Genomic DNA, 19,458 nt, shown 5'->3' with positions numbered 1-19,458 from the left:
CGACCGTGTTCAACCGCAACCCCCGCCGCACCGCCCTACTCCTTGCCCCCATAGCCGCGATCACGCTCACCGCGTGCGGCGACGCGGACAGCGACGCGTCGAGCCCAGCCACCACACCCCCCATCGCCGCGGACGTGGTGACCTGCGGCGGCGCGGGCATCGACGAATCCGCCCGAATCCGCTACCGCACAGAGACTTTGATCGACGCGCCGCTGAACACCATCTGGAACCTGCAAACCGATGTGGAACGCTGGCCCACCTGGCAGAAGCCCGTCACCAGCATCAAGCGCCTGGACGAAGGCGCACTACGCGACGGCTCCCAATTCCAGTGGACAACCCCCGCACCCGCCACCGCCACCACCCCGGAAATCACCCTGACCATCACCTCGTCCGTCCACCACCTGCAACCCGATTCGTGCATCCGCTGGAGCGGCCCCGCCGTCGGCGACGGCCTACGCATCGACAACGGCATCCACGTCTGGACCTTCACCCAGACCGACGACGGCGTCCTGGTACGCACCGAGGAGAACTGGACCGGCACCCAGGTCGAAGCCGACGTCCCCACATCGACCGCCCTCCTCGGCGCAGGCCTCGAGGCCTGGCTGAAAGACCTGAAAGCCGCCGCCGAAGCCAAGGCCTGACCGCGAACGGCCCACTACCGCAGCGGATCCGGCGGCACCGGTCAGTCGAACTCGACGGTGGCCCAACTCGCACCCGCGTCGGCGGTGGTGAGCAGCCGCCCCGTGTACGGAATGGCCACGAGCTCGCCGTCTTCGTCGAACCCGCGGCCGCCGTAGTGGGCTTCGAGCGCGAAACCCCAAGTATCCGTGACGAATTCGAGTTGCGGGAAGCTGGCGTCGGAGTTCGCGGCCGGTGCCGGATCGTGGGTGGTGGTCCAGGTGCGACCGCCATCGCGGGAGGTCCGCAGGATCATGCCGGACTCGGATTCGGATTCGCTGACGGCCACGACCAGCGTGCTCCCAGTGACCGCGACCACTGGCTGCCGGTCAGCGCCGGTCGGTCCGACGAGCCCCAGATCCGTGAAGCTCAACCCACCGTCGCTGGAGGAGAACAGATGGTATTCGGCGGAATCGAAGCGAACGGCGCGCACGGGTTCACAGATTCCGAAGAGCTCGGTCTCGGACGCCGCGGTCAAGCTCGGCATACCGGAATCCAGACACAACGGAGTCCAACTGGTCCATTCGCCGTTCACGAGTCGGGCACCGGCGAACACCGTGGTGTCGCCCCCGGATTTCGGAGCCATCGCGACACTCAACCAGGAGGTGCCACCGCCACGCACCAGTAGCTCGATCCCGGAGGGCCGCTTGTCTCGAACATCGATCCGATGGACCGGCGATACCGTGAAGTCGTCGACATCGACGGGACTACTGAGAATTCGCACCTCACCACTGGGATCGAACGACACCACCTGCACCGTCTCGTTCTCGACCACAGGCTGAACGCGCGCCCGAGCCAAGGCGACACCTTCGGGAAACTCGATGGGATTCCAGCTGATACCGCCATCGTGCGTCGACCACCCGGAGCTCTCCGCGGTAGCCCAGCCATTACGGGAGTGGCGAACACCAAGTGATCGATCGACGTCGCGAGAGGCGGCTCGACGCGCCTCCAGGTGCGCCCACCATCGCTGGTGTGTCGAATATCGGACGCACCCCCCAACACCCATCCCTCGTCAGCGGAGACGAAAGTCGCTATCCGAGGCATGAACCCCTCCGCCGCGGACGGCATATCCGACCCCTCGGAACAGGAACTCCCCAAAACAGCCACGACCACCGCCACAGCCGCCCCTCGAATTCCACGACCAACCCACGACCGCATACCCGCCCCTTTGCTCGGCGGCGAGTATAGCCCCGTCTCGAAACGACATGGGGCCGAAGACATTCGGACCCGACTACGCGCCCCTTCGCTGGCCCGTCTCACGCCTGATCGGTGGACGAAGGATTCGGTGTCGTATGAGGCTCGTTGGCCTGTATCACTCGCGCGGTCGGGTCGGGCGCGTCCGGACGCTGGGGGCGGTCGGTGATCAGGAATGCCGGGAGGTCCAGGCCGCAGCTCTCGGTCAACCGGAACGCACCGCCGCGGGCGTCGACTTCCCAGCCGAGTTCCAGACCACGAGTAATGAGCTTGCGAATGTCGCTGGCGTCCGGATAGGCCCCGTCGGTGTCCGCGGGAGTCCAGCCCACGCCCATACTCTTGGAGAGCAGGTCGACGACGAGTGCGCGGCTGTTCTTGCCAGCGCCCCATACTCGGACGTCGATGCACCGGTGGGTGTCGACGCCGTCGCCGCGCACGGTGCCAATCTTGGCTCGCCACACGAAGGTTCGGCCTTCGGCGTGCAGTTTTCGCAGCCGTGTGCGCATACCGACGAGCCTAACGGGTGCCTGTTACCAGGTTGGGGTCTCGGCCGTACCGATGAGTTTCGGTCGGCACGGTCGTCATTGTCTGTGGACGACGCATGCGATGAGCATGCCTCTGGTGGTCTCGAGGCAGAGAGGAATTCGGTATGACACGGCCGTTTCGATTCGGGATTGTCGCTCCTATCCGCAGTGATCTCGCGACGTGGCGGGACCGGGTGCGGCGGATCGCGGACAGTGGCTACTCGACGCTGTTGATGCCTGATTTTCCGCTGATGCAACCGTCGCCCGGGCCCGTGCTGGCCGGTGTCGCGGCCATGACCGAGCTGCGGGTGGGCACGTGGGTGTATGCCTCGCCGCTGCGTGCGCCGTGGTTGACGGCGTGGGAGGCGCATTCGTTGTCGATGGTGACCGAGGGGCGCTTCGAGATGGGGATCGGTACCGGGCGGCCGGGGATCGCGGATGAGCTTCGGGAGAAGGGGGTGGAGGGTGTGCCGCCGCCGAACGGGCGGCTGGAAGGGATTCGCGAGACCGTGCGCAGGCTGCGTGAGCTCGACGGTCCCGACCGGCACACGCCTGTCGCCATGGCCGTGTCGGGACCGAAGGCGCGGGCGCTGGCGGCCGAGGTCGCCGATACGGTCACCTTTCCGATGCCCGATCGGCCGCGGGACGAGATCGCCGAGCTGGCAGGCGATTTCCGCGCGCGGAATATCGAACTCGCCCTCGCGGTGCCGGTCATCGGCCACACCGTCGCGCCCCACATGGCGCCTCCCGACACCGACACGGCCGCGCTGCACGCCGCGGACTCGCTGAGCGCCCTGCCGGACGATCCGGCGGCCGCCGTCGAGGAAATCCAGCGGCGGCGCGAGCAGATCGGGTTCTCCTACATCATCTTCGGTGCCGATATGGCCGACCGGTTCGCCCCGGTGGTCGCCAAACTCGCCGGACACTAGCTGGAGGTCGAGACCCCGGCGGCGACGCGACTGGTGAAGTCGAAGGACCCGCCGTCGATGCCCCAGGAGATGATCCGTTCGGGATGAATCCGGATGACGGCGCGCTCCTGGGGCGGGAACGGCGGCTCTTCATCCTCGAGCGCCTCGGCGGTCCCGCGCACCTCGATGCCGCGAATCACGTACGGCTCCACCGAAACCTGTTGATCGACGACGAACGAGACCCGGCTGCCCGCCTCCACATTGCGGTACTTCCGGCTGGCGCGCATCCGCATACCGCCGATGTCGAGGGTCCCGTCGGCGTTGACCCGGTAGTTGGTCGGGTTGTTCTGCACCACGCCGTCGGCCGACACCGTGGCCAGTCGACCGATTCCGGCCTCCGCGAGGAACCGCTGCTCGTTGCTGGTGAAGGTCATGTCCATTGCTCCTCGGTGACTTCGAGATCGGGTGCGCCCAAGGCGATCACCCGAGATTCTAGCGGCGCTAGAAACTGAAGCAACGATAACATCGGCTCGCTATGTTGTCTAGCGCTGCTAGATTTCCCGACGTCTTCCGTTCAGAACCCAGGTGCGGTGGGTCGCCAGGACAGCGGTGACGGCGAGTGCGGCCGTGGCCAGGGCGGCCAGAATGCGGATCAGTTCGCCTGTTTGGAATTCCGTTGCGGCGCGCTCTATTTCGGCGAGGGTGTGGTCCGTGCGATCGTCGTAGAGGATCGAGGCGCGGGGCCACAGGTACAGGACCGACAGCAGGAATTGGCCTGCGATCAGGGGGATCAGAGACGCCAGCACCCAGCGGCGAGCGGTGCGGTAGTAGAGGGCGATGGCGGTCGCCATGAGCGCCGTGGCGGTTTCGACCATGCCGAGGGGCCGCATGACATCGCCCACCCGAACCTCGGACATGAACTGCTCGCTGAGCGCCAGGGAGTCGGGAACATCGCGGAAGATATTGGGGTACAGCAGGATTGTCTCGGTGGTCGCGGCGGCGAAGACGAAACTGGCGACGGCCGCGTACAGGCCGAGGACAACCAGGGGAATGGCGGTGGAACGCATGGGAGCCTCCTCGCCCCGACGGTAGGCGCGGATGGCCGGTGATCGGATCCGGTGCGCTCCCCCAAATCCGGGACGGGCGGGTCAGGGTGAACCCGGAGCAGGGGGCATAGGCTGCGGGGTCATGGGTAAGCCGAATCGAAAGCATCGGGCCGCCAAGCAGCGGGCACGTCTCGATGGGGCCGGGTCGTGGGCAGGCCTCGAGACCAAGGAACAAGTCTCCGATGCGATCGCGGCAGCCGCCGTGGCGACAGCGCGCGCCGGAGCGGGAGGTAAAGCGGCGCGCGGCGATTCGGCACTGGCCCGACAATTCGCCGCCCAGATCGCGGCGGGAACGACCGATGCGGCCGCAGCTCCCGACCACGGCGCGGCGCTCGATCTCGGCACGATGCTCGGGGACGGGGTAGACGCGACGGTACGGCATATCGTCGCGCTGACCTTCCAGAACGGTTGGCTGCCAATGGATGTCGTGCAGGCGGCGCGGCGGCGGACAGACGAGTTCGCGGTCGGGTTCCTGGTGGATGCGATCGCGGGGCATGTGCGGCCGTTCACGACGCTCGACGAGATGTGGCGGGAGCAGATTCGGGAACTCGAGGCGCGAGTGTGGTGGGCGGCGGAGCAGCCGCACTTCTCGCAGTGGGCGGACAAGCACCTGCTGACACGGGAGGAGGCGCTCGCCACCGTGATCGAGGCGCTGGCCTTGCTGGTGCTGTTGCCCGAGGTGGGTCTCATCACCCCGCTGCCGGGCACGGCGCGACCGCACGCCACCCACCACATCGACGCGAAGGTGCTCGGCCGCGTGCGCGGGCTGCTCGCCAAGGCCGAATCGACCGACTTTCCCGAGGAGGCCGAGACCCTCTCCGCCAAAGCCCAGGAGCTGATGACCAAGTACGCGCTCGACCGGGCGCTGCTCGACGCCGACAATCAGGTCGCGGATGTGCCCGGGGCACGGCGGATTTGGCTCGACACCCCGTACACCGACGCCAAGGCCATGCTGCTCGACGCGGTCGCCCGCGCCAACCGCAGCCGCGCGATCTTCGTCGCGGAATGGGGTTTCGTCACCGTGGTCGGCGACGACGCCGACCTCGACGCGATCGAACTGCTCTCCACCTCGCTGCTCGTCCAAGCCACCCGCGCCATGGTCGCGACCGGCGAGCAATACGGCGACGAGGCCCGCAGCCGCACCTTCCGCAAAGCCTTCCTGGTCGCCTACGCCACCCGCATCGGCGAGCGCCTGGCCGCGGCCACCGCGGCCACCATCGCGGAATCGCCCGCACCGCAACGCCTCCTGCCGGTGCTGGCCTCCCATCAGCTCGCGGTGGACACCGCCTTCGAAACCCTGTTCCCGCACACCCGCAGCCGCGGCGTCACCATTCGCAGCGCCGAGGGCTGGGACGCGGGCCGCGCCGCCGCCGACCGCGCCCGCCTCGACACCTGAGATCCCCGTGGCCCACCGCCCCGTCCTCGAGTAGCATCGACCCGGTGAACACCTACTGGCACGCCGTCACCCCGCCCCCGGTCGCCTGACCGGGCGCACCTGACAGCACTTTCCGCCGAGCCTCGGCGGTATCGTCGTGCGCCCGTTGCGAATCCCCCGTCGGAATCCAACGGAAGTTCACGACTGTGCCGAATCCTTCTCGCACGGCCACGCGCCGTGCCGTTCACGAATCGAAGCAACGACAACTGGGCGGCCCCCTGTCCATCCTCGCCGCCGCACTGCTGTGGGGAACCACGGGAACCGTTGCCTCCCAAGCCCCTTCGGGCGTCCCGGCGGCCGCCACCGGATCGGCGGGCCTGGCGCTGGGTGGCCTGCTGCTCTTCCTCACCTCCCGGGGCGTCCCCGCCCGCGCCCGCCGAGAATGGTGGCTGCTCGCCCTGGGCGCGGTCGCGGTGGCCGGATACCCGGTCACCTTCTACCCGGCGGTGGCGCGAACGGGCGTCGCCGTCGCCACCGTCGTGGCGCTGGGCAGCGCACCGGTCTTCGCCGGACTGGCCGCCTGGCTCACCGGCGGCACCCGACCCAGCACCCGCTGGACCGTGGCCACGGCCGCCGCCGTCACCGGCTGCGCCGTCCTGGTCCTGGGCTCCAAGTCCGGCAGCGTCGATCCGCTCGGTATCGCCTTGGCCGCCTGCGGTGGATTCGCCTACGTCGTGTACTCCCTGGTCGGCGGGCGACTCATCGCGCACGGCCGCCCGTCCGGCTCGGTCATGGGCGCGATGTTCGGCGGCGCGGCGCTGCTGGTGCTCCCGGTGGTCCTCGTACACGAACCGTCCTGGCTCGTCACCTCGCGCGGCGCGGCGGTGGCCCTGCACCTGGCGGTCTGCACCACCTTCCTCGCCTACCGCCTGTTCGGATACGGCCTGCGCCACACCGCCGTTCAGGTCGCCACCACCCTCACCCTGGCGGAACCGGCCGTCGCCGCCCTGTTGGGCGTCGCCGTTCTCGATGAACGCCTGTCCGTCGAATCCTGGTGTGGGCTGGCGGTTCTCGCCTCCGGCCTGGTGGTTCTCACCCTGCCCGTGCGGAGGTGACCACCCGCGCCGACGGGGGCCTACTGATCCCCCGTCGGCGTGGCCGCGGTCCGCGCGAGCTTCGAATGCGTTCGCGAGTACGCGAAGTAGATGACCAAGCCGATCAACAACCACACCACGAACCGCACCCAGGTCTCCCACCGCAGCGACACCATCAACCACACCGAGAACACCACGCCGACAATCGGCACCAGCGGCATGAGCGGCAGCCGGAAGGTGCGCGGCACCTCGGGCCGGGTCCGGCGGAACACCATGACCGCCAGGCACACCACCACGAAGGCCATGAGAATGCCGATATTGGTGAGTTCGGCGACGGTACGGATATTCAGGAAACCCGCCATGATGGCCGACCCGATGCCAACGATCCATGTCACCCGCGTCGGCACCTTGCGCACCGGATGAGTTTTGGCGAACCATTCCGGCAGCAGCCCGTCGCGGCTCATGGCGAACCACACTCGCGTCACGCCGAGCATGAAGGTGAGCACCACGGTGATGATGCCGACGATCGCGCCGATGGCGATGATATTGGCGACCCCGGGCATGCCCACCGATTCGAAGGCCGTGGAAAAGCCGCTGTCCGGGCTGATTTCGGTGTACTTCTGCATTCCGGTGAGCACCAGCGTGGCCAGCACGTACAGCGTCATGGCGATGGCCAGTGAATAGATGATGGCCTTGGGCAGATGCTTCTCGGCATCCACCGATTCCTCGGCCGCGGTACTCATGGCGTCGTAGCCGAACACCGCGAAGAACACCGTCGCCGCACCGGTGAACACCGCCGCCGTGCCGAACGGGAAGTACGGCGTGTAATTGGAGCTGTCGATATGGAAGACGCCGAGTACGACGATCAACACCACCAACGCGACCTTCACCGCCACGAATACCGATTCGAACCGTCCCACGCTGCGAATCCCGCGCGAGAGCACGAACGCGCTGCCCAGACAGAACAGCATGGCGAACAGGTCGACCTGATGCCCCTCGCCCGTACCGGGCGCGCCCATCATCCAATTCGGCAGTTCGAGTCCGATCCCATCGAGCAGGAACCGGAAATACCCGGAGACGCCAATGGCGACCACGGCGGCGACCGCCACGTATTCGAGCAGCAGATCCCAGCCGATGAACCAGCCGAAAATCTCACCGAGAGAGACATATCCGTACGTGTAGGCCGATCCGGCCTTGGGAATCATCCCCGCGAATTCCGCGTAGCACAGGGCGGCCGCCGCACTGGCGATTCCGGCCACCAGGAACGAGAGCAATACCGCGGGGCCCGTCACATCGTGGGCGACCGCGCCCGCCAGCGAGAACACTCCCGCTCCGATAATGCCGCCCACGCCGATGGCGGTGAGCTGCCACAGTCCCAGCGACCGGGCCAGCCGTTCATCGGCCGGAGCCTCGTCCTCGACTCGGGTAATGGGTTTACGGCGCATGATCTGGCTGCGCAATTCCGCGATGGACATGCGGACATCCCTTCTTCGACGGGATCGAATCAGCCCAACCTAGATCACGGCATCCCGACACCGAGCCAAATTCATCCCATATGTCGGCCTTTTGTAATCCTGGCCGTCCAGGTCGCCCGTCGCTACGCCGATACCGTCGGATGGCCGCGGTGCACCCGCCCGAAGCGCCCGGGCGACTCCCCCTTCCACGCGCGAAACGCGGTGGTGAACGCCGAGACGCTGGAGTAGCCGAGCCGCTCGGCGACATTCTCCACGGTGAGTCCGGCCACGAGCAGTTCCTCGGCGAGCAATCCGACTGTCTCGCTGCTCAATTCGCGAAAAGTCGTGCCCTCCTCGGCGAGGCGGCGGCGCAGGGTGCGGACGCTGATATCGAGATCGGCGGCGATGCGGGCCTGTTCGGCCAGACCACCCCGGCGAATGAGCAGCTGCCGCACCCGCCCGCTGAGCCCCGCGCGATTGCGGCGGCGCTGGATGAGGTCGGCGCACTGCTCCTCGTAGTAGCGCGTGGTGGCCGGATCTGCTTGCGGCAGTGGCAGTTCCAGCGCCTTGGCGGGAATACGAATGACAGCTCGCGGGGCGTTGAAGACGAGCGTCTCCGCACCCAGCAGGGTGCCGACCGTTTCGTAGATGGGGTGCGAGTCCAGCGGCAGTTCGACATGGACCGCCGGAAGCCGGGCGGGCACCAGGTCCTGCTGAATGGTGCCGATGGCGGCGAGGTCGCGCTCGGTGGCGAACTGGCGCAGATCCGGCGGCAACACCCGGTCCTCGCGCACGATGAGCACCTCGTCACCGTGCTGGCGCAGCGTCAGATCGGCCATGGTGAACGACAGATCGATATAGCGCAGTCCGATCTCCAGCACGGCGCGCAGATTCGGGGAGCTCATCATGGCGAAGCCGAGCACGCCCATGCGCGGCGGATGGCACAGCAGTCCGGCCAGCAGCCCCAGCCCGGGTTCGTCACCGATACGCGCGACGATATTGCGCATGACGGCGAGCTCCTGCCCCAGTGTGGCTTCCGCGCCCTGATCCCGTAAGTCCGCGGGCTCGATGCCGGTCCCCTCCAGCACGGACGCCACGGCGAGCCCGCGCCCCACCGCGAAATCGACCAGCAGGGCGGTACTCGTGATGGACCTCAGCCGCGTGAACTCCTCCGTCACCTACGAATCGTCGCAAACTCGCGGCGTCGACCCGGGCGGAATCGTGGGTTTACTTCAGCGCGTGCTCGGCTCCTCGGTTCAACGGGACCGGGTCGGTATTCGCGGCGGCGGCTTTGTCGATGCCCTTGGCGGCCGGATTGGCTTGCTCCAGTTGGGGTTTGCGGTCGAAGAGCACCTTGGTGAGCACACAGGCGAGATTGGCGTCGATGGTGTCGCGGACCAACAGGACATTGGGCACCACGATGGTCTGGACGTCGGCGCCCAAACCGTAGGTGGCGGCGGGGATCACGCCGCGCTCGTACACCGGGTTCAGTGTGCGCATCTGGTCGAGCAGATTCGCGATGTCGAGGAAGCGCACCTTGTCCCGGGCGGTGGTGAACAGGTCGGTAATGCCCGGGGTGGGCAGGCCGCCGGACCAGAACATGGCGTCGATGGAGCCGTCCTTCATCCCGTCGACGGTCTTGGCGAGGTCGAGCCGCTGCGCGGAGACATCCTTGTCCGGGTCGAGTCCGGCCGCCTGGAGCAACCGTTGGGCGATCACCTCGGTGCCGGATTTCGGGGAGCCGGTGGAGACGCGTTTGCCGCGCATATCGGCGACGGAGTTGATGTTCACGCCCTCGCGCACGATGACCTGCGTGTAGTTGGTGTAGATGCGCGAGAGCGCCTGCACGGGCTGCTTCCCGTCGAAACCGCCGGTCCCGAGCACCGCGTCGGCCGCGGAATCGGCGAGGGAGAAGGCGACCTGATAGGTGCCCGCCACCAGTTGCTGAATGTTCTGCACCGAGGCGCCGGTCTCGGCGGCGGTGGCCTTGACCGTGCCGCCGGTGGCCTGGGAGATCTGTTCGGCATAGGCGTTGCCGAGGGCGAAGTAGACGCCGGTGGCATTGCCGGTGGCGATACCGATGCGGGTCTCCTGATTCACCTCGCAGGTGATCTCGCCGCCGGTATCGGCCTGTGGCGCATCGCGTCTGCCCCCGCAGCCGGTGAGCAGCGCGGCCGCCACCGCCGCGGCCACGGCCATCGTGACGAGTCTCCTCATGACATGCCTCCTGTCGAATCGGCGACGCGCGCCGGTGAATCAGCTTGTGCGGGTGCGGGTTCGGTCCGCAGCACTCGGGTGAGCACGGCGGCGACGGCCAGCAGCGCCGCGCCGAGACCGAGGGTGACCGGGCTCGGATACAGCAGGACGAGACCGGCCAGCCCGGCCATGATCCGGGCGGGCGGGCGTGCCTCGCCGACGCCGAAAATCCAACCGCCCGTTGCCATCGCGAGCGCGGCGATGCCGAGCGCCACCACCGCGGCCGTCGCCACGATGCCCGGAATCGGCCCGCGACCGAGCAGCCGTTCCCCGGTGTCGGTGAGGACGAAGACCACCGGCACCAGGAAGGCGGGCAGGGCGTAGCGCAGCGTCTGCCACATGGTCGGCACGGGTTTGGCCCCGGTGACCGCCGCCGCGCCGACCGCGGCCAGCGCGGTGGGCGGCGTCACCTCGGAGAGCACCGAATAGTAGAAGACGAACATGGCGGTGGCGGGTCCGGAGACGCCGAGGGTGAGCAGGGCGGGCGCGATGATCACCCACCCGATGACGAACGAGGCCGTCACCGGAATGGCAAGGCCCAGTAGGGCCAAGGCCACGGCGGCCAGCACGATGGTGCAGGCCAGCACCACGGTGGCATTGTCCGAGACCGCCTCGGCGGCGCGCACCAGGACGGCGGCGAGCTGCGCGCCGAGCCCGGTCTTGGTGGTCATGGCGGTAATGGTTCCGGCGGCGGCACAGACCGCTACCACGGGCAGCGCCTGCCGAATACCGTGCGACAGCGCCGTGAACGCCCCGGCCGCGAACTCCCGCAGCCGGTCGCCACTCGACGAATCACGCTGCCGCACCGCCCGATCGGCGACGGCGAGGACGAAGGCCAGGGCCGTCGCGTACACCACCGCCCGCGTCGCGCCCATGCCGAGGAGCATGAGCACCACGATGGCGATCAGCGACAGGAAGTGATAGCCGAAGCGCGCCAGCAGCTTCCAGGCCGGAGTGGGCTCCTCCCCCACCTCGTCCGGGCCGAGTGCCACTGCGCGCGAATGGAATCGGCGTGCGTCGATCTCGACCGCTAGCAGGATTCCCAGGTAGTACAGCAGGGTCGGAATCGAGGCCCACAGCAGCACCGTGAGGTAGGAGACCTCCAGGTACTCGGCCACGATGAAGGCCGCCACCCCGAGGGTCGGCGGGGAGAGAATCGCGCCGACACCGGCCGCGGCCAGCACGCCACCGGCCTGTTCGGGCCGATATCCAGCCCGGCGCAGAATCGGCCAGGTGACCGCGCCGGTACTCACCGCCGTGGCGGTGCCCGACCCGGAGACGGTGCCCAGCAGGAATCCGGAGGACACCGCCGTGCGCCCCGCCGCACTGTGCGACCGCCGAAACAGCGCGACCGACAGATCCACGAAAAACCGTGCCGCACCCGAGAATTCGAGCACCGCGCCGTAAATGGTGAACAGCGCGATATAGCTGGCCGTCACATCCAGCGGCGTCCCGTAGAACCCGCTGCCGGAGTTGTACAGCGCGTCGACGATCTGCGCGAAATCCAGTCCCGCGTGGGCGATGGACCAGTCCTGCGGCAGGAATCCGCCGTAGTAGCCGTAGGCCAAGAACAGCCCGCACACCACCGGCAGCACCCACCCGGTGGTGCGGCGACAGGCCTCCAGTACGAGCGCCAACACCACCGCGCCCATGGCGATATCGACCGGATCGAGCAGCCCCTGCCGATCCAGGAAGGCGTCGTACCCGCCCCCGCCGCTGCCAATGGTGAACGGCAGCACCGGATACAGGCACACCGCCAGCGCCACCGCGGCCAGCACCCAGTCCAGCACGGCCGGACCGTCATCGCGGTCGAGCAGGCCCCGCCCGCGATCGAGGCGACCCCATCCGGACCGGTAGCTCAGGAAGATCAGCGGCAGCGTGGCGGCCAGAAAGACCACCAGGTAGTACTGGCTCCCCTGCGGCAAGGGCCGAAACACCTGCCACAGCACCAGAATCGCGATACCGAAACCGCATATCGCGACGAAGCGCTCGGCCCACCCGGAGAGTATCCGCGCGGGCCGCTCCTCGTCGTCGACCCCCAGTTCGGCCGGTGTCGCAAGATCGTGTCGGGCCGACATGGCGAGAAACTAACACCGGACCGCGTGGTCGGCACCCGAAACGGGGGTATCCGGGTGGACTCGGCGCTCCCGGACGACCGGGCTCGCGGAGTCAGGACTCGCGCAGCGCGTCTCGGGCGAGCACCGTGCTCACGTAGCCGAAGACGGTGAGGCACAGCGTGAGCCAGAGCGCGCCGAGTATCCACCCGGCGAGAACATCGGTGGGCCAGTGCACTCCGAGATAGATGCGCGAGAGTCCGACGGCCGCCACCACGATCGCCGCCGCGGCGGGGAGCACCCGGTGCACGATGCCGTGCAGGAAGCGCAGCGCCACGATCATCACGATGCCGATGACGACGAAGGAGCCCAGACTGTGGCCGGAGGGGTAGGCGTGCGAGGTCTCCGAGGCGAGGCTGCCCGTCACCGGCGGCCGATCGCGTCCGACGAGGTACTTCAGCACCACGACCAGCACCCCGGCCCCGAAGCCCGTGACCCCCACCAGGATTGCCGCGTCCCACTGGCGTTGCCAGATCAGCAGTCCGCAGGCGGTCATGGCGAGCAGGGTCATACACACCGTCCCGCCGAGGATGGCCAGCACCTCGGCCACCACCGTGAGCGCCTTGGTGCGGTGCTGGACGATCCACTGCATGCCGTCGATATCCACCTCGGTCGGACCGTTCGCCCGCACCACCACGGCGGTGAGTCCGGTGAACATCACCGACCACATCACCATGGTGGCGATACCGGCGAGGAACAGCCGCCCGCTCGGTTGTCGTCCGGTGGCGGCTGTCGGGTGTTCGGGATGCAGTAGTGGTGTGAACGGCACATCTCGACAATGCCACCGAATAGCTGAGATAACCGTGAGAGGCCGAACGCGATTCGCGTCAGCTCGTCAATCGGTCGGTGATGGCATCGACGAAATCCGGCAGATCATCCGGTTTGCGGGACGTGATGAGCGTCCACCCGTTCTCCTCGTCGCGCACCACCGGTTCATCCACCCACCGGCCTCCGGCATTGACGATATCGGTGCGCACCGAGGCGTAGGACGTCAGCGATTTACCGGGCACCACCCCTGCGTCGACGAGCAGCCACGGGCCGTGGCAGATCGCGGCGACGGGCGTTCCGGCGGAGCTGAGGGTGCGCACCAGATCCTGAGCGCGTTCGTCCATGCGCAGTTTGTCAGCGTTGACGGTGCCGCCGGGAATCACCAGCAGGTCGATATCGGCCGGGTCCACGGCGTCGAGTGCCATATCCGGCTGTACCGTCTCGGCGGGCTCGAGGTCGTGCCGATAGGTCTGGACTCCTTCGCCTTTCATGGCCGCGTGCATCACCCGGGCACCGCGTTCGCGCAGCTTGTCGCGGGGCACCAGCAATTCGTCGTGCTCCACCCCCGCATTGGAGGTGACGATCAGGACACGCGCGCCGTCGAGTTGTGCGGACACAGGTTTCCTCCTTCGATCGATTACCTGTGCGCACTACCCGGCGCGGGGCCGCCGAAACGGCGGCCCGGCACCAATATGTCCAAGATCGTTTCGCGGGCGATCAGTGCCCTTGGCGAATCTCCTCGGGACGGTGTCGGCGTTCGCGCCGATACTCGGCCCACAGCCACGTCGCGCCGCTGAGGAACAGCACCGCGCAGCCGATCGCGCCGATGATCGCCCATCCCTCGTAGCCGTATCCGGCGGCGGTGAGCGTCAGGGCCAAGGCCACGACGGCCAAACCGCACATGACGATGCCCGGCACGTTGTAGCCGTCCTCGATACCTTCTCCGGCGTGGTGGCGGATCCGCCGGTCGCGTCCCATCCATGCATGTGTCATGACGCACCTCCAGTAGACGGGCGGTGCAGACCTGCCCGTATCTGGGCAATACCCAGCAACCGGCGACCGAACCACGCCACGCCGATTCGGCGGTGCGCGGTCCGATCGCGCGGCGGTCTGGAATCGGGCCGCTCAGCCGCGGCCGAGGGCCTTCTCCAGTTCGTGTTTGGTCATCTTCGACCGGCCCTTGATATTGCGCTTCTTGGCCTCGTTGTAGAGCTGGTCGCGGGTGGGACCCTTGGGTCCGCTGCGGCCCGAGCGCTGGCCGCCGCGCTGCTGCGGTGACTTGTCCTTGACCGAGCTGCGGCTGGCGGTCTTGGTCTGACCGGCCTGGGCGCGGTTCTTGTTCACCGTGCGGGCCGCGATCTCCTTGGAGCGCTTGGTGCTCGCGCCGCGGTCCTGCGCGGAGTCCTTGATGTGCTCGTATTGTCGTTCCTGCTTGTCGGTCCATTCCTTGGGCATGGCATTTCTCCTCGACTCGTTTTCCTGTGTGTCACCGCGTCAGAGAATGGGGCGACCGCCGGTCACCGCCACTCGCGCGCCGGATATGTAGCTGCCGTCGTCGCTGGCCAACAGGACGTAGGCCGCGGCGAGTTCGGCGGGCTGCCCCGCCCGTCCCAGCGGCACATCGTCACCGAACTTGGTGACCTTCTCGACCGGCATGGTCGAGGGGATCAGGGGCGTCCAGATCGGACCGGGCGCAACGCTGTTGACGCGAATGCCGCGCGGCCCCAGCAGCTGGGCGAGGCTGGCGGAGAAGTTGGCGATGGCGGCCTTGGTGGCGGCGTAGGGGGCCAGCGTCGGCGAGGGCATATCGGAATTCACCGAGGAGCTGCCGATAATCGAGGCTCCGGGCTTCAGATGCGGCAGCGCCGCCTTCACCAGGGTGAAGTAGGCGGAGACATTCACCTTGAAGGTGTAGTCGAATTCCTCGTCGCTGATCTCCTCGAGGGTTTCGTGCGTCATCTGGTAGGCGGCATTGCTCACCAGAATGTCGATGCCGCCGAATTCCCGCACCGCGGTCTCGATAATCGAATAGCAGTGCGCGGTGTCGGAGAGATCGCCGGGGATCAGGACCGCGCGGCGGCCCGCGTCGCGCACGTACTTCTCCACCTCGGCGGCGTCGTCGTGCTCGTTGAGGTACGACAGCACCACATCCGCGCCCTCGCGCGCGAAGGCGATGGCGACGGCGCGACCGATACCGCTGTCGGCCCCGGTGATCACGGCGACCTTGCCGGTCAGCTTGCCCGAACCCTGGTAGCTGTCCTCACCACAATCCGGCGCCGGGCGCATCTGCTGCTGCGTTCCGGGCACTTGTTGCTGCTGCTCGGGAAATCCCATGGCTGCTGCCCTTCCTGTCGGAACCCGTACATGGCAGCGCTACCCGCCTACGCGGCGGCAAAACAGCAGCGTGCGCGGCAGGTGGGAAGGCGGCGACGGGGCCGGGGAACCGGCGGGTGAACGGTTGCCGATGAACCATCGCGCGGGCGCGATTCGTGTAATATTCTGCGTCACTGAAAGGCGTTGAACAGCAGAACTTTTGGACTCTGCATCGGTAGTGGGACCGAAGGGGGCACGCAGGGGGTTGGGCGCATCGGCGCGCCCTCGTCATCCCGATTCCGCAGATCCGAATTGCCGCTTGCACAAAGGAATCTCCAGTGTTCGACAATTTCCCCGATCATCCGGCCGACCCTTCGACAACGCCGACGGACCTCTCACTGCTGTTGCGCCCGGCTCCCCCCGGATCGCCGACCGATCTGGTGCGCACGCACGGCGGGGACGGGTTTCTGCTGTGGGCCGGAATACCCGCCGCACTGGTGATCGGCAGTTCCGGGGGTGCGGGGGCCACCACCACCGCACTCGGGATCGCCTCGGCCGCCGCCGCGGAGTACGGGGAGCGTTCGCCGATCGTGGTCGATGCCACGGCCACCGGCGGCGATCTGGCCCAGCGCGGCTGCGACACCATCGATGCCGCGGGGACGGTGCAGAACTGGCTGAATATGACCCCGCGCGGGCTCGCGCCGTCGGTGCTGGACAGTTCCGGGGAGAACAGCGCCGGATTCGGGGTGCTGCCGCGCGGGCCGGAGGCGCTGCCTCGGCGCGAGACCTACGCCTCGGTGCACCGCGACCTGTGCGCGGCCGGATGCCTGCCGATCTACGATGGCGGGGCCCCGGTCAGCAATCGGATGATCGCGCCGCTGCTGGCGGATTCCCGGATCGCGCTGGTCATCACGCTGGCCGCCCGCGCCGACGCGGTGAACCGGCTCAAACCGGCGCTGATCTGGCTCGATGACAATTACAGCCAGTTCCATCTGGCCGAGGCGGTCATCGTGGTCACCCGCCAGCACCGCAGCGACGGGCCGTTGATCGCCGAGCACGCCCGGCACTATCTGGGCAAGCTGGTGCGCGCGGTCACCGAGATCCCCTATGACGCGCATCTGGCCGCCGGTGGCCCGATGTCCTGGAAGCGCTTGTCGCCGCCTACTCGATCCGCGTACCGCAAGATCGTGAACCTGTTGCGGTAGCTCAGCCCACCGCGTCGGTGAGGCAGTAGCCCTCGGACTGGATGGTCGCGGTGAAGACCACCGGCCGGGTGACGCCCGAGGAGTTGGTGACCGGTACCGATACCTCGACATCGGAGATCCCCGTGGGGTTCGAGGTGAGGTCGCCGAACGCGGTTGTCCCGGTGAGCTTTCCGGGATTGTTCGCCAGAACGGACCCGGCGCACACGAGCGGGTACCTGCCCTCGGTGTCGTCCGGGTCGACGGGCTTGCCCACCCATCGGGAGAGGTACCGCCGCACGGCATAGCGCGCGTCGGCCTCGTTGAACGTCGAGGTGGCCTCGGCCGGAGCGACCCGAGGACACGCGTACCCGGAGGCGATCTCGCCCCGCTTGACGCTGACGGTGAGCGCGGGTCCCCGCCACGACACCGCGAACTGCCCGTCGATCCCGGGTTGCGCGACGGCGGCGAGAATCCCGTCGGTGTCGGCATACATCCGCCGCGCGTTGTCGGGCTCGATGGTCCAGCACTTGCGGACCACCTGGTCGACGTCCCCCGCCACGAGGTCGCGCACCCACGGCCGAAGTGCCTCGGCGGCAGCGGGATTGCCGGGCACCTCCCCCACCGGCACGGTCGCCTCCGGCGCAGTGGATGTGGTCGTGCCGGTCGAATCCCGCTGCGGCGGAACCGAAGACACCGCCCGCGTGGTCGTCGCCGCGTGCCCACCGTGCTCGTCGCCGCTGCCGCACCCCGTCAGGAGCGCGCACGCGGCCACCGCGGCCAACCCGATCGAGCCCCACACCTCGCCGTTGCTCACATCCCGATGCTACTGACCATCCGTCACCCACCGTTGTCGTACGCCGCTGCGGCCGGTGCGTCGAGCGCGCCCGACTGCGGTAATCCGGGCTCGCACCACACCGTTCGCGGCAGCGGACCCCTCCGGCAGTGCACCTTCGCGGCAGCGAAACCGCCTGCACTGCACCATTCGCGGTGGCGGGCTAAGCCTGCACCACACCACTCGCGGTAGCGAGCCCCGCCTGCACCACACCGGTCGCGGCGGCGGACTCCGCCTCGACCGGTGGTATCGCGCCTGGCGACCCTGGTGGACGGCTCAGCGCACCAGCGGGCGGGCCTGTTCGGCGACGAAGCGGACGAAGCCGACCGGGTCGGGTTCGGTGGTGGTGGGTTGGAGGATGACGTGGGTGGCACCGGCTTCGGCGTAGCGAGTGACGGCCGCGGCGATGGTCCGAGCATCACCCGCCACGCCGACATCGGGGGCGGCGTCGCCGTGTTCGGCGCGCAGCTCGGCGGCTAGTCGGTCGGCGGCGTCGGGGCCGGTGGCGGTCAGGAGGTAGACGACCACGGGGAAGGGATCGGCGCTGGGTTCGGGGCGGGCGAGGTCGAGGGCGGTACGGACGCCGTCGGAGGTGGTGCTTGCCGTGAGGACCAGGCCGTCGGCGGATTCGCCCACCAGGCGCAGGGTTTTCGGGCCGGTGGCGGCGGCCAGGATCGCGGGGGCGGCGGCCGGGGGCCAGTCCAGGGCCACATCGTCGAGTTGGATGTAGCGCCCCTTCACGGTCAGGCGCTCACCGGCGAGCAGTCCGCGCAGAGCATCGAGGTATTCGCGCAGCAGGGTGATCGGGGAGGCGACCCGTGCGCCGACCTGGCCCATCCAGTCCTGGACGCCGTGCCCGACACCCCATATGCCCCGGCCGGGAAACAACCGCTCCAGCGTGGCGACCTCCATGGCGGTGAGCGCGACATTGCGCAGCGGCACGGGAAATACACCGACTCCGATGCGCACCCGCTCGCTCCAGGCCAGGGCGAGCGCGGCCGCCGACACGCCTCCTTCGAGGAAGCAGTCCTCCCACAGCCACAGCTCCTCGAGCCCCGAATCATCCGCCACGCGAACCACTTCGCGCAGGCGCTCCGGTGGCGTCTCCGGCCGAAACACCGCTCCCAGGATCGTCATGTCCCATGCCTACCAGATCCCACCGACATCCCCGGTCGGATCGGTGGTCGAGCCGGATCACCCGGTGCTGTGGCAGCATCGGGACGTGCCGATTGCCTGCGATTCGTTCGACCATGTCCGTTTGACGGTGACCGATATCGACCGGTCCCGCGCCTTCTACGAGGCGGTGTTCGGCTGGCCGATCGCCTGGGAGATGCCCGCCGACGCGGATGCCGAGACCCGCGAACGCTATTGGTTCCTGTTCGGCGGCGTGATCTACCAGATGGGCAACACGCTGTTGGGGCTGCGGCCCGTCGGCGCGGACGCCTTCGACGAAAACCGCGTAGGGCTCGACCATCTCGCCTTCTCACTGAAATCACGCGCGGACCTCGAGGCGGCGGCGACGCTGCTCGACGAACTCGGCATCGCCCACGCGGGCGTGAAAGACCTTGGGCCGATGTACATTCTGGAATTCCGCGACCCGGACAACATCGCCCTCGAATTGGTCGTCCGCAAAGTATGAGGGCGCGGTGGGGTGTCCT

General features: G+C 68.1%; 21 protein-coding genes. 6 read left to right on the top strand and 15 right to left on the bottom strand.

Annotated features, from left to right (window positions below; translation table 11 throughout):
* Nucleotides 1–5 precede the first annotated feature (5 nt).
* Nucleotides 6–641: an SRPBCC family protein gene (locus tag ACIBH2_RS21515; RefSeq protein ID WP_397119969.1), complete on the top strand. Its 636-nt coding sequence runs from the start codon at nt 6–8 to the stop codon at nt 639–641.
* A 41-nt stretch (nt 642–682) separates the two neighbouring features.
* On the opposite strand, the gene ACIBH2_RS21510 is transcribed toward ACIBH2_RS21515, so the two are convergent.
* Both ACIBH2_RS21510 and ACIBH2_RS21505 read right to left on the bottom strand, forming a co-directional pair.
* On the bottom strand, nt 683–1,477 hold the full coding sequence (locus ACIBH2_RS21510) for a hypothetical protein (protein WP_397119967.1): 795 nt from the start codon (nt 1,475–1,477) through the stop codon (nt 683–685).
* Nucleotides 1,478–1,934: 457 nt separating this feature from the next.
* Nucleotides 1,935–2,378 (bottom strand): hypothetical protein, encoded by a 444-nt coding sequence (locus tag ACIBH2_RS21505; protein ID WP_397119965.1) that lies wholly within the window; start codon nt 2,376–2,378, stop codon nt 1,935–1,937.
* 143 nt (nt 2,379–2,521) lie between these two features.
* Here ACIBH2_RS21505 and ACIBH2_RS21500 point away from each other — a divergent pair, with 143 nt between their 5' ends.
* Nucleotides 2,522–3,325 carry an LLM class flavin-dependent oxidoreductase gene (locus tag ACIBH2_RS21500; protein ID WP_397119963.1) on the top strand — a complete coding sequence of 268 codons (804 nt, stop codon included), beginning with the start codon at nt 2,522–2,524 and terminating at the stop codon, nt 3,323–3,325.
* On the opposite strand, the gene ACIBH2_RS21495 is transcribed toward ACIBH2_RS21500, so the two are convergent.
* Together ACIBH2_RS21495 and ACIBH2_RS21490 are read right to left on the bottom strand one after the other, a co-directional pair.
* Nucleotides 3,322–3,738, bottom strand: coding sequence for a PPOX class F420-dependent oxidoreductase (locus tag ACIBH2_RS21495; RefSeq protein WP_397119961.1), 417 nt, complete (start codon nt 3,736–3,738; stop codon nt 3,322–3,324). The genes ACIBH2_RS21500 and ACIBH2_RS21495 overlap by 4 nt on opposite strands.
* Before the next feature lie 117 nt (nt 3,739–3,855).
* A complete protein-coding gene (locus ACIBH2_RS21490; RefSeq protein ID WP_397119959.1) occupies nt 3,856–4,371 on the bottom strand; it encodes a hypothetical protein in 516 nt (171 codons plus the stop codon).
* Nucleotides 4,372–4,492: 121 nt separating this feature from the next.
* Here ACIBH2_RS21490 and ACIBH2_RS21485 point away from each other — a divergent pair, with 121 nt between their 5' ends.
* Nucleotides 4,493–5,806 (top strand): DUF2786 domain-containing protein, encoded by a 1,314-nt coding sequence (locus ACIBH2_RS21485; protein ID WP_397119957.1) that lies wholly within the window; start codon nt 4,493–4,495, stop codon nt 5,804–5,806.
* 185 nt (nt 5,807–5,991) lie between these two features.
* The gene (locus ACIBH2_RS21480; RefSeq protein ID WP_397119955.1) at nt 5,992–6,900 is read left to right on the top strand and encodes a DMT family transporter; all 909 of its coding nucleotides are present in this window, start codon (nt 5,992–5,994) and stop codon (nt 6,898–6,900) included.
* 20 nt (nt 6,901–6,920) lie between these two features.
* Here the strand turns inward: ACIBH2_RS21480 and ACIBH2_RS21475 are convergent, their stop codons facing one another.
* The 9 genes from ACIBH2_RS21475 to ACIBH2_RS21435 all read right to left on the bottom strand — a co-directional run bounded on the left by ACIBH2_RS21475 (nt 6,921) and on the right by ACIBH2_RS21435 (nt 15,805).
* Nucleotides 6,921–8,354: an amino acid permease gene (locus ACIBH2_RS21475; RefSeq protein ID WP_397119953.1), complete on the bottom strand. Its 1,434-nt coding sequence runs from the start codon at nt 8,352–8,354 to the stop codon at nt 6,921–6,923.
* 122 nt (nt 8,355–8,476) lie between these two features.
* Nucleotides 8,477–9,511: an AraC family transcriptional regulator ligand-binding domain-containing protein gene (locus ACIBH2_RS21470; protein WP_397119951.1), complete on the bottom strand. Its 1,035-nt coding sequence runs from the start codon at nt 9,509–9,511 to the stop codon at nt 8,477–8,479.
* A 49-nt stretch (nt 9,512–9,560) separates the two neighbouring features.
* Entirely contained in the window at nt 9,561–10,550 is a 990-nt protein-coding gene (locus ACIBH2_RS21465) for a TAXI family TRAP transporter solute-binding subunit (RefSeq protein WP_397119949.1), read from the bottom strand.
* The gene (locus tag ACIBH2_RS21460) at nt 10,547–12,667 is read right to left on the bottom strand and encodes a TRAP transporter permease (RefSeq protein WP_397119947.1); all 2,121 of its coding nucleotides are present in this window, start codon (nt 12,665–12,667) and stop codon (nt 10,547–10,549) included. Before ACIBH2_RS21460 ends, ACIBH2_RS21465 begins: the two co-directional genes overlap by 4 nt.
* Before the next feature lie 91 nt (nt 12,668–12,758).
* Nucleotides 12,759–13,472, bottom strand: coding sequence for a phosphatase PAP2 family protein (locus tag ACIBH2_RS21455; protein ID WP_397119945.1), 714 nt, complete (start codon nt 13,470–13,472; stop codon nt 12,759–12,761).
* Between the two features lie 58 nt (nt 13,473–13,530).
* The gene (locus ACIBH2_RS21450; protein WP_397119943.1) at nt 13,531–14,088 is read right to left on the bottom strand and encodes a type 1 glutamine amidotransferase domain-containing protein; all 558 of its coding nucleotides are present in this window, start codon (nt 14,086–14,088) and stop codon (nt 13,531–13,533) included.
* A 100-nt stretch (nt 14,089–14,188) separates the two neighbouring features.
* Nucleotides 14,189–14,464, bottom strand: a complete 276-nt coding sequence (locus ACIBH2_RS21445) for a hypothetical protein (protein ID WP_397119941.1) — start codon at nt 14,462–14,464, stop codon at nt 14,189–14,191.
* 132 nt (nt 14,465–14,596) lie between these two features.
* On the bottom strand, nt 14,597–14,926 hold the full coding sequence (locus ACIBH2_RS21440) for a plasmid stabilization protein (protein ID WP_397119939.1): 330 nt from the start codon (nt 14,924–14,926) through the stop codon (nt 14,597–14,599).
* A 39-nt stretch (nt 14,927–14,965) separates the two neighbouring features.
* Nucleotides 14,966–15,805 carry an SDR family oxidoreductase gene (locus ACIBH2_RS21435; protein ID WP_397119937.1) on the bottom strand — a complete coding sequence of 280 codons (840 nt, stop codon included), beginning with the start codon at nt 15,803–15,805 and terminating at the stop codon, nt 14,966–14,968.
* Between the two features lie 317 nt (nt 15,806–16,122).
* Between ACIBH2_RS21435 and ACIBH2_RS21430 the strand changes: the two genes are divergently transcribed.
* On the top strand, nt 16,123–16,989 hold the full coding sequence (locus ACIBH2_RS21430) for a MinD/ParA family protein (RefSeq protein WP_397119935.1): 867 nt from the start codon (nt 16,123–16,125) through the stop codon (nt 16,987–16,989).
* Between the two features lies 1 nt (nt 16,990).
* Here ACIBH2_RS21430 and ACIBH2_RS21425 read toward each other — a convergent pair whose 3' ends face one another.
* Together ACIBH2_RS21425 and ACIBH2_RS21420 are read right to left on the bottom strand one after the other, a co-directional pair.
* On the bottom strand, nt 16,991–17,782 hold the full coding sequence (locus ACIBH2_RS21425; protein WP_397119933.1) for a hypothetical protein: 792 nt from the start codon (nt 17,780–17,782) through the stop codon (nt 16,991–16,993).
* 294 nt (nt 17,783–18,076) lie between these two features.
* Nucleotides 18,077–18,937 carry an LLM class flavin-dependent oxidoreductase gene (locus ACIBH2_RS21420; RefSeq protein ID WP_397119931.1) on the bottom strand — a complete coding sequence of 287 codons (861 nt, stop codon included), beginning with the start codon at nt 18,935–18,937 and terminating at the stop codon, nt 18,077–18,079.
* 85 nt (nt 18,938–19,022) lie between these two features.
* Here ACIBH2_RS21420 and ACIBH2_RS21415 point away from each other — a divergent pair, with 85 nt between their 5' ends.
* Nucleotides 19,023–19,439 carry a VOC family protein gene (locus ACIBH2_RS21415; protein WP_397120951.1) on the top strand — a complete coding sequence of 139 codons (417 nt, stop codon included), beginning with the start codon at nt 19,023–19,025 and terminating at the stop codon, nt 19,437–19,439.
* The last annotated feature ends 19 nt before the right edge of the window (nt 19,440–19,458 follow it).

Source organism: Nocardia sp. NPDC050406 (assembly GCF_044459025.1).
GTDB lineage: Bacteria > Actinomycetota > Actinomycetes > Mycobacteriales > Mycobacteriaceae > Nocardia.
This window is presented reverse-complemented; position numbering and strand designations above follow the sequence as displayed.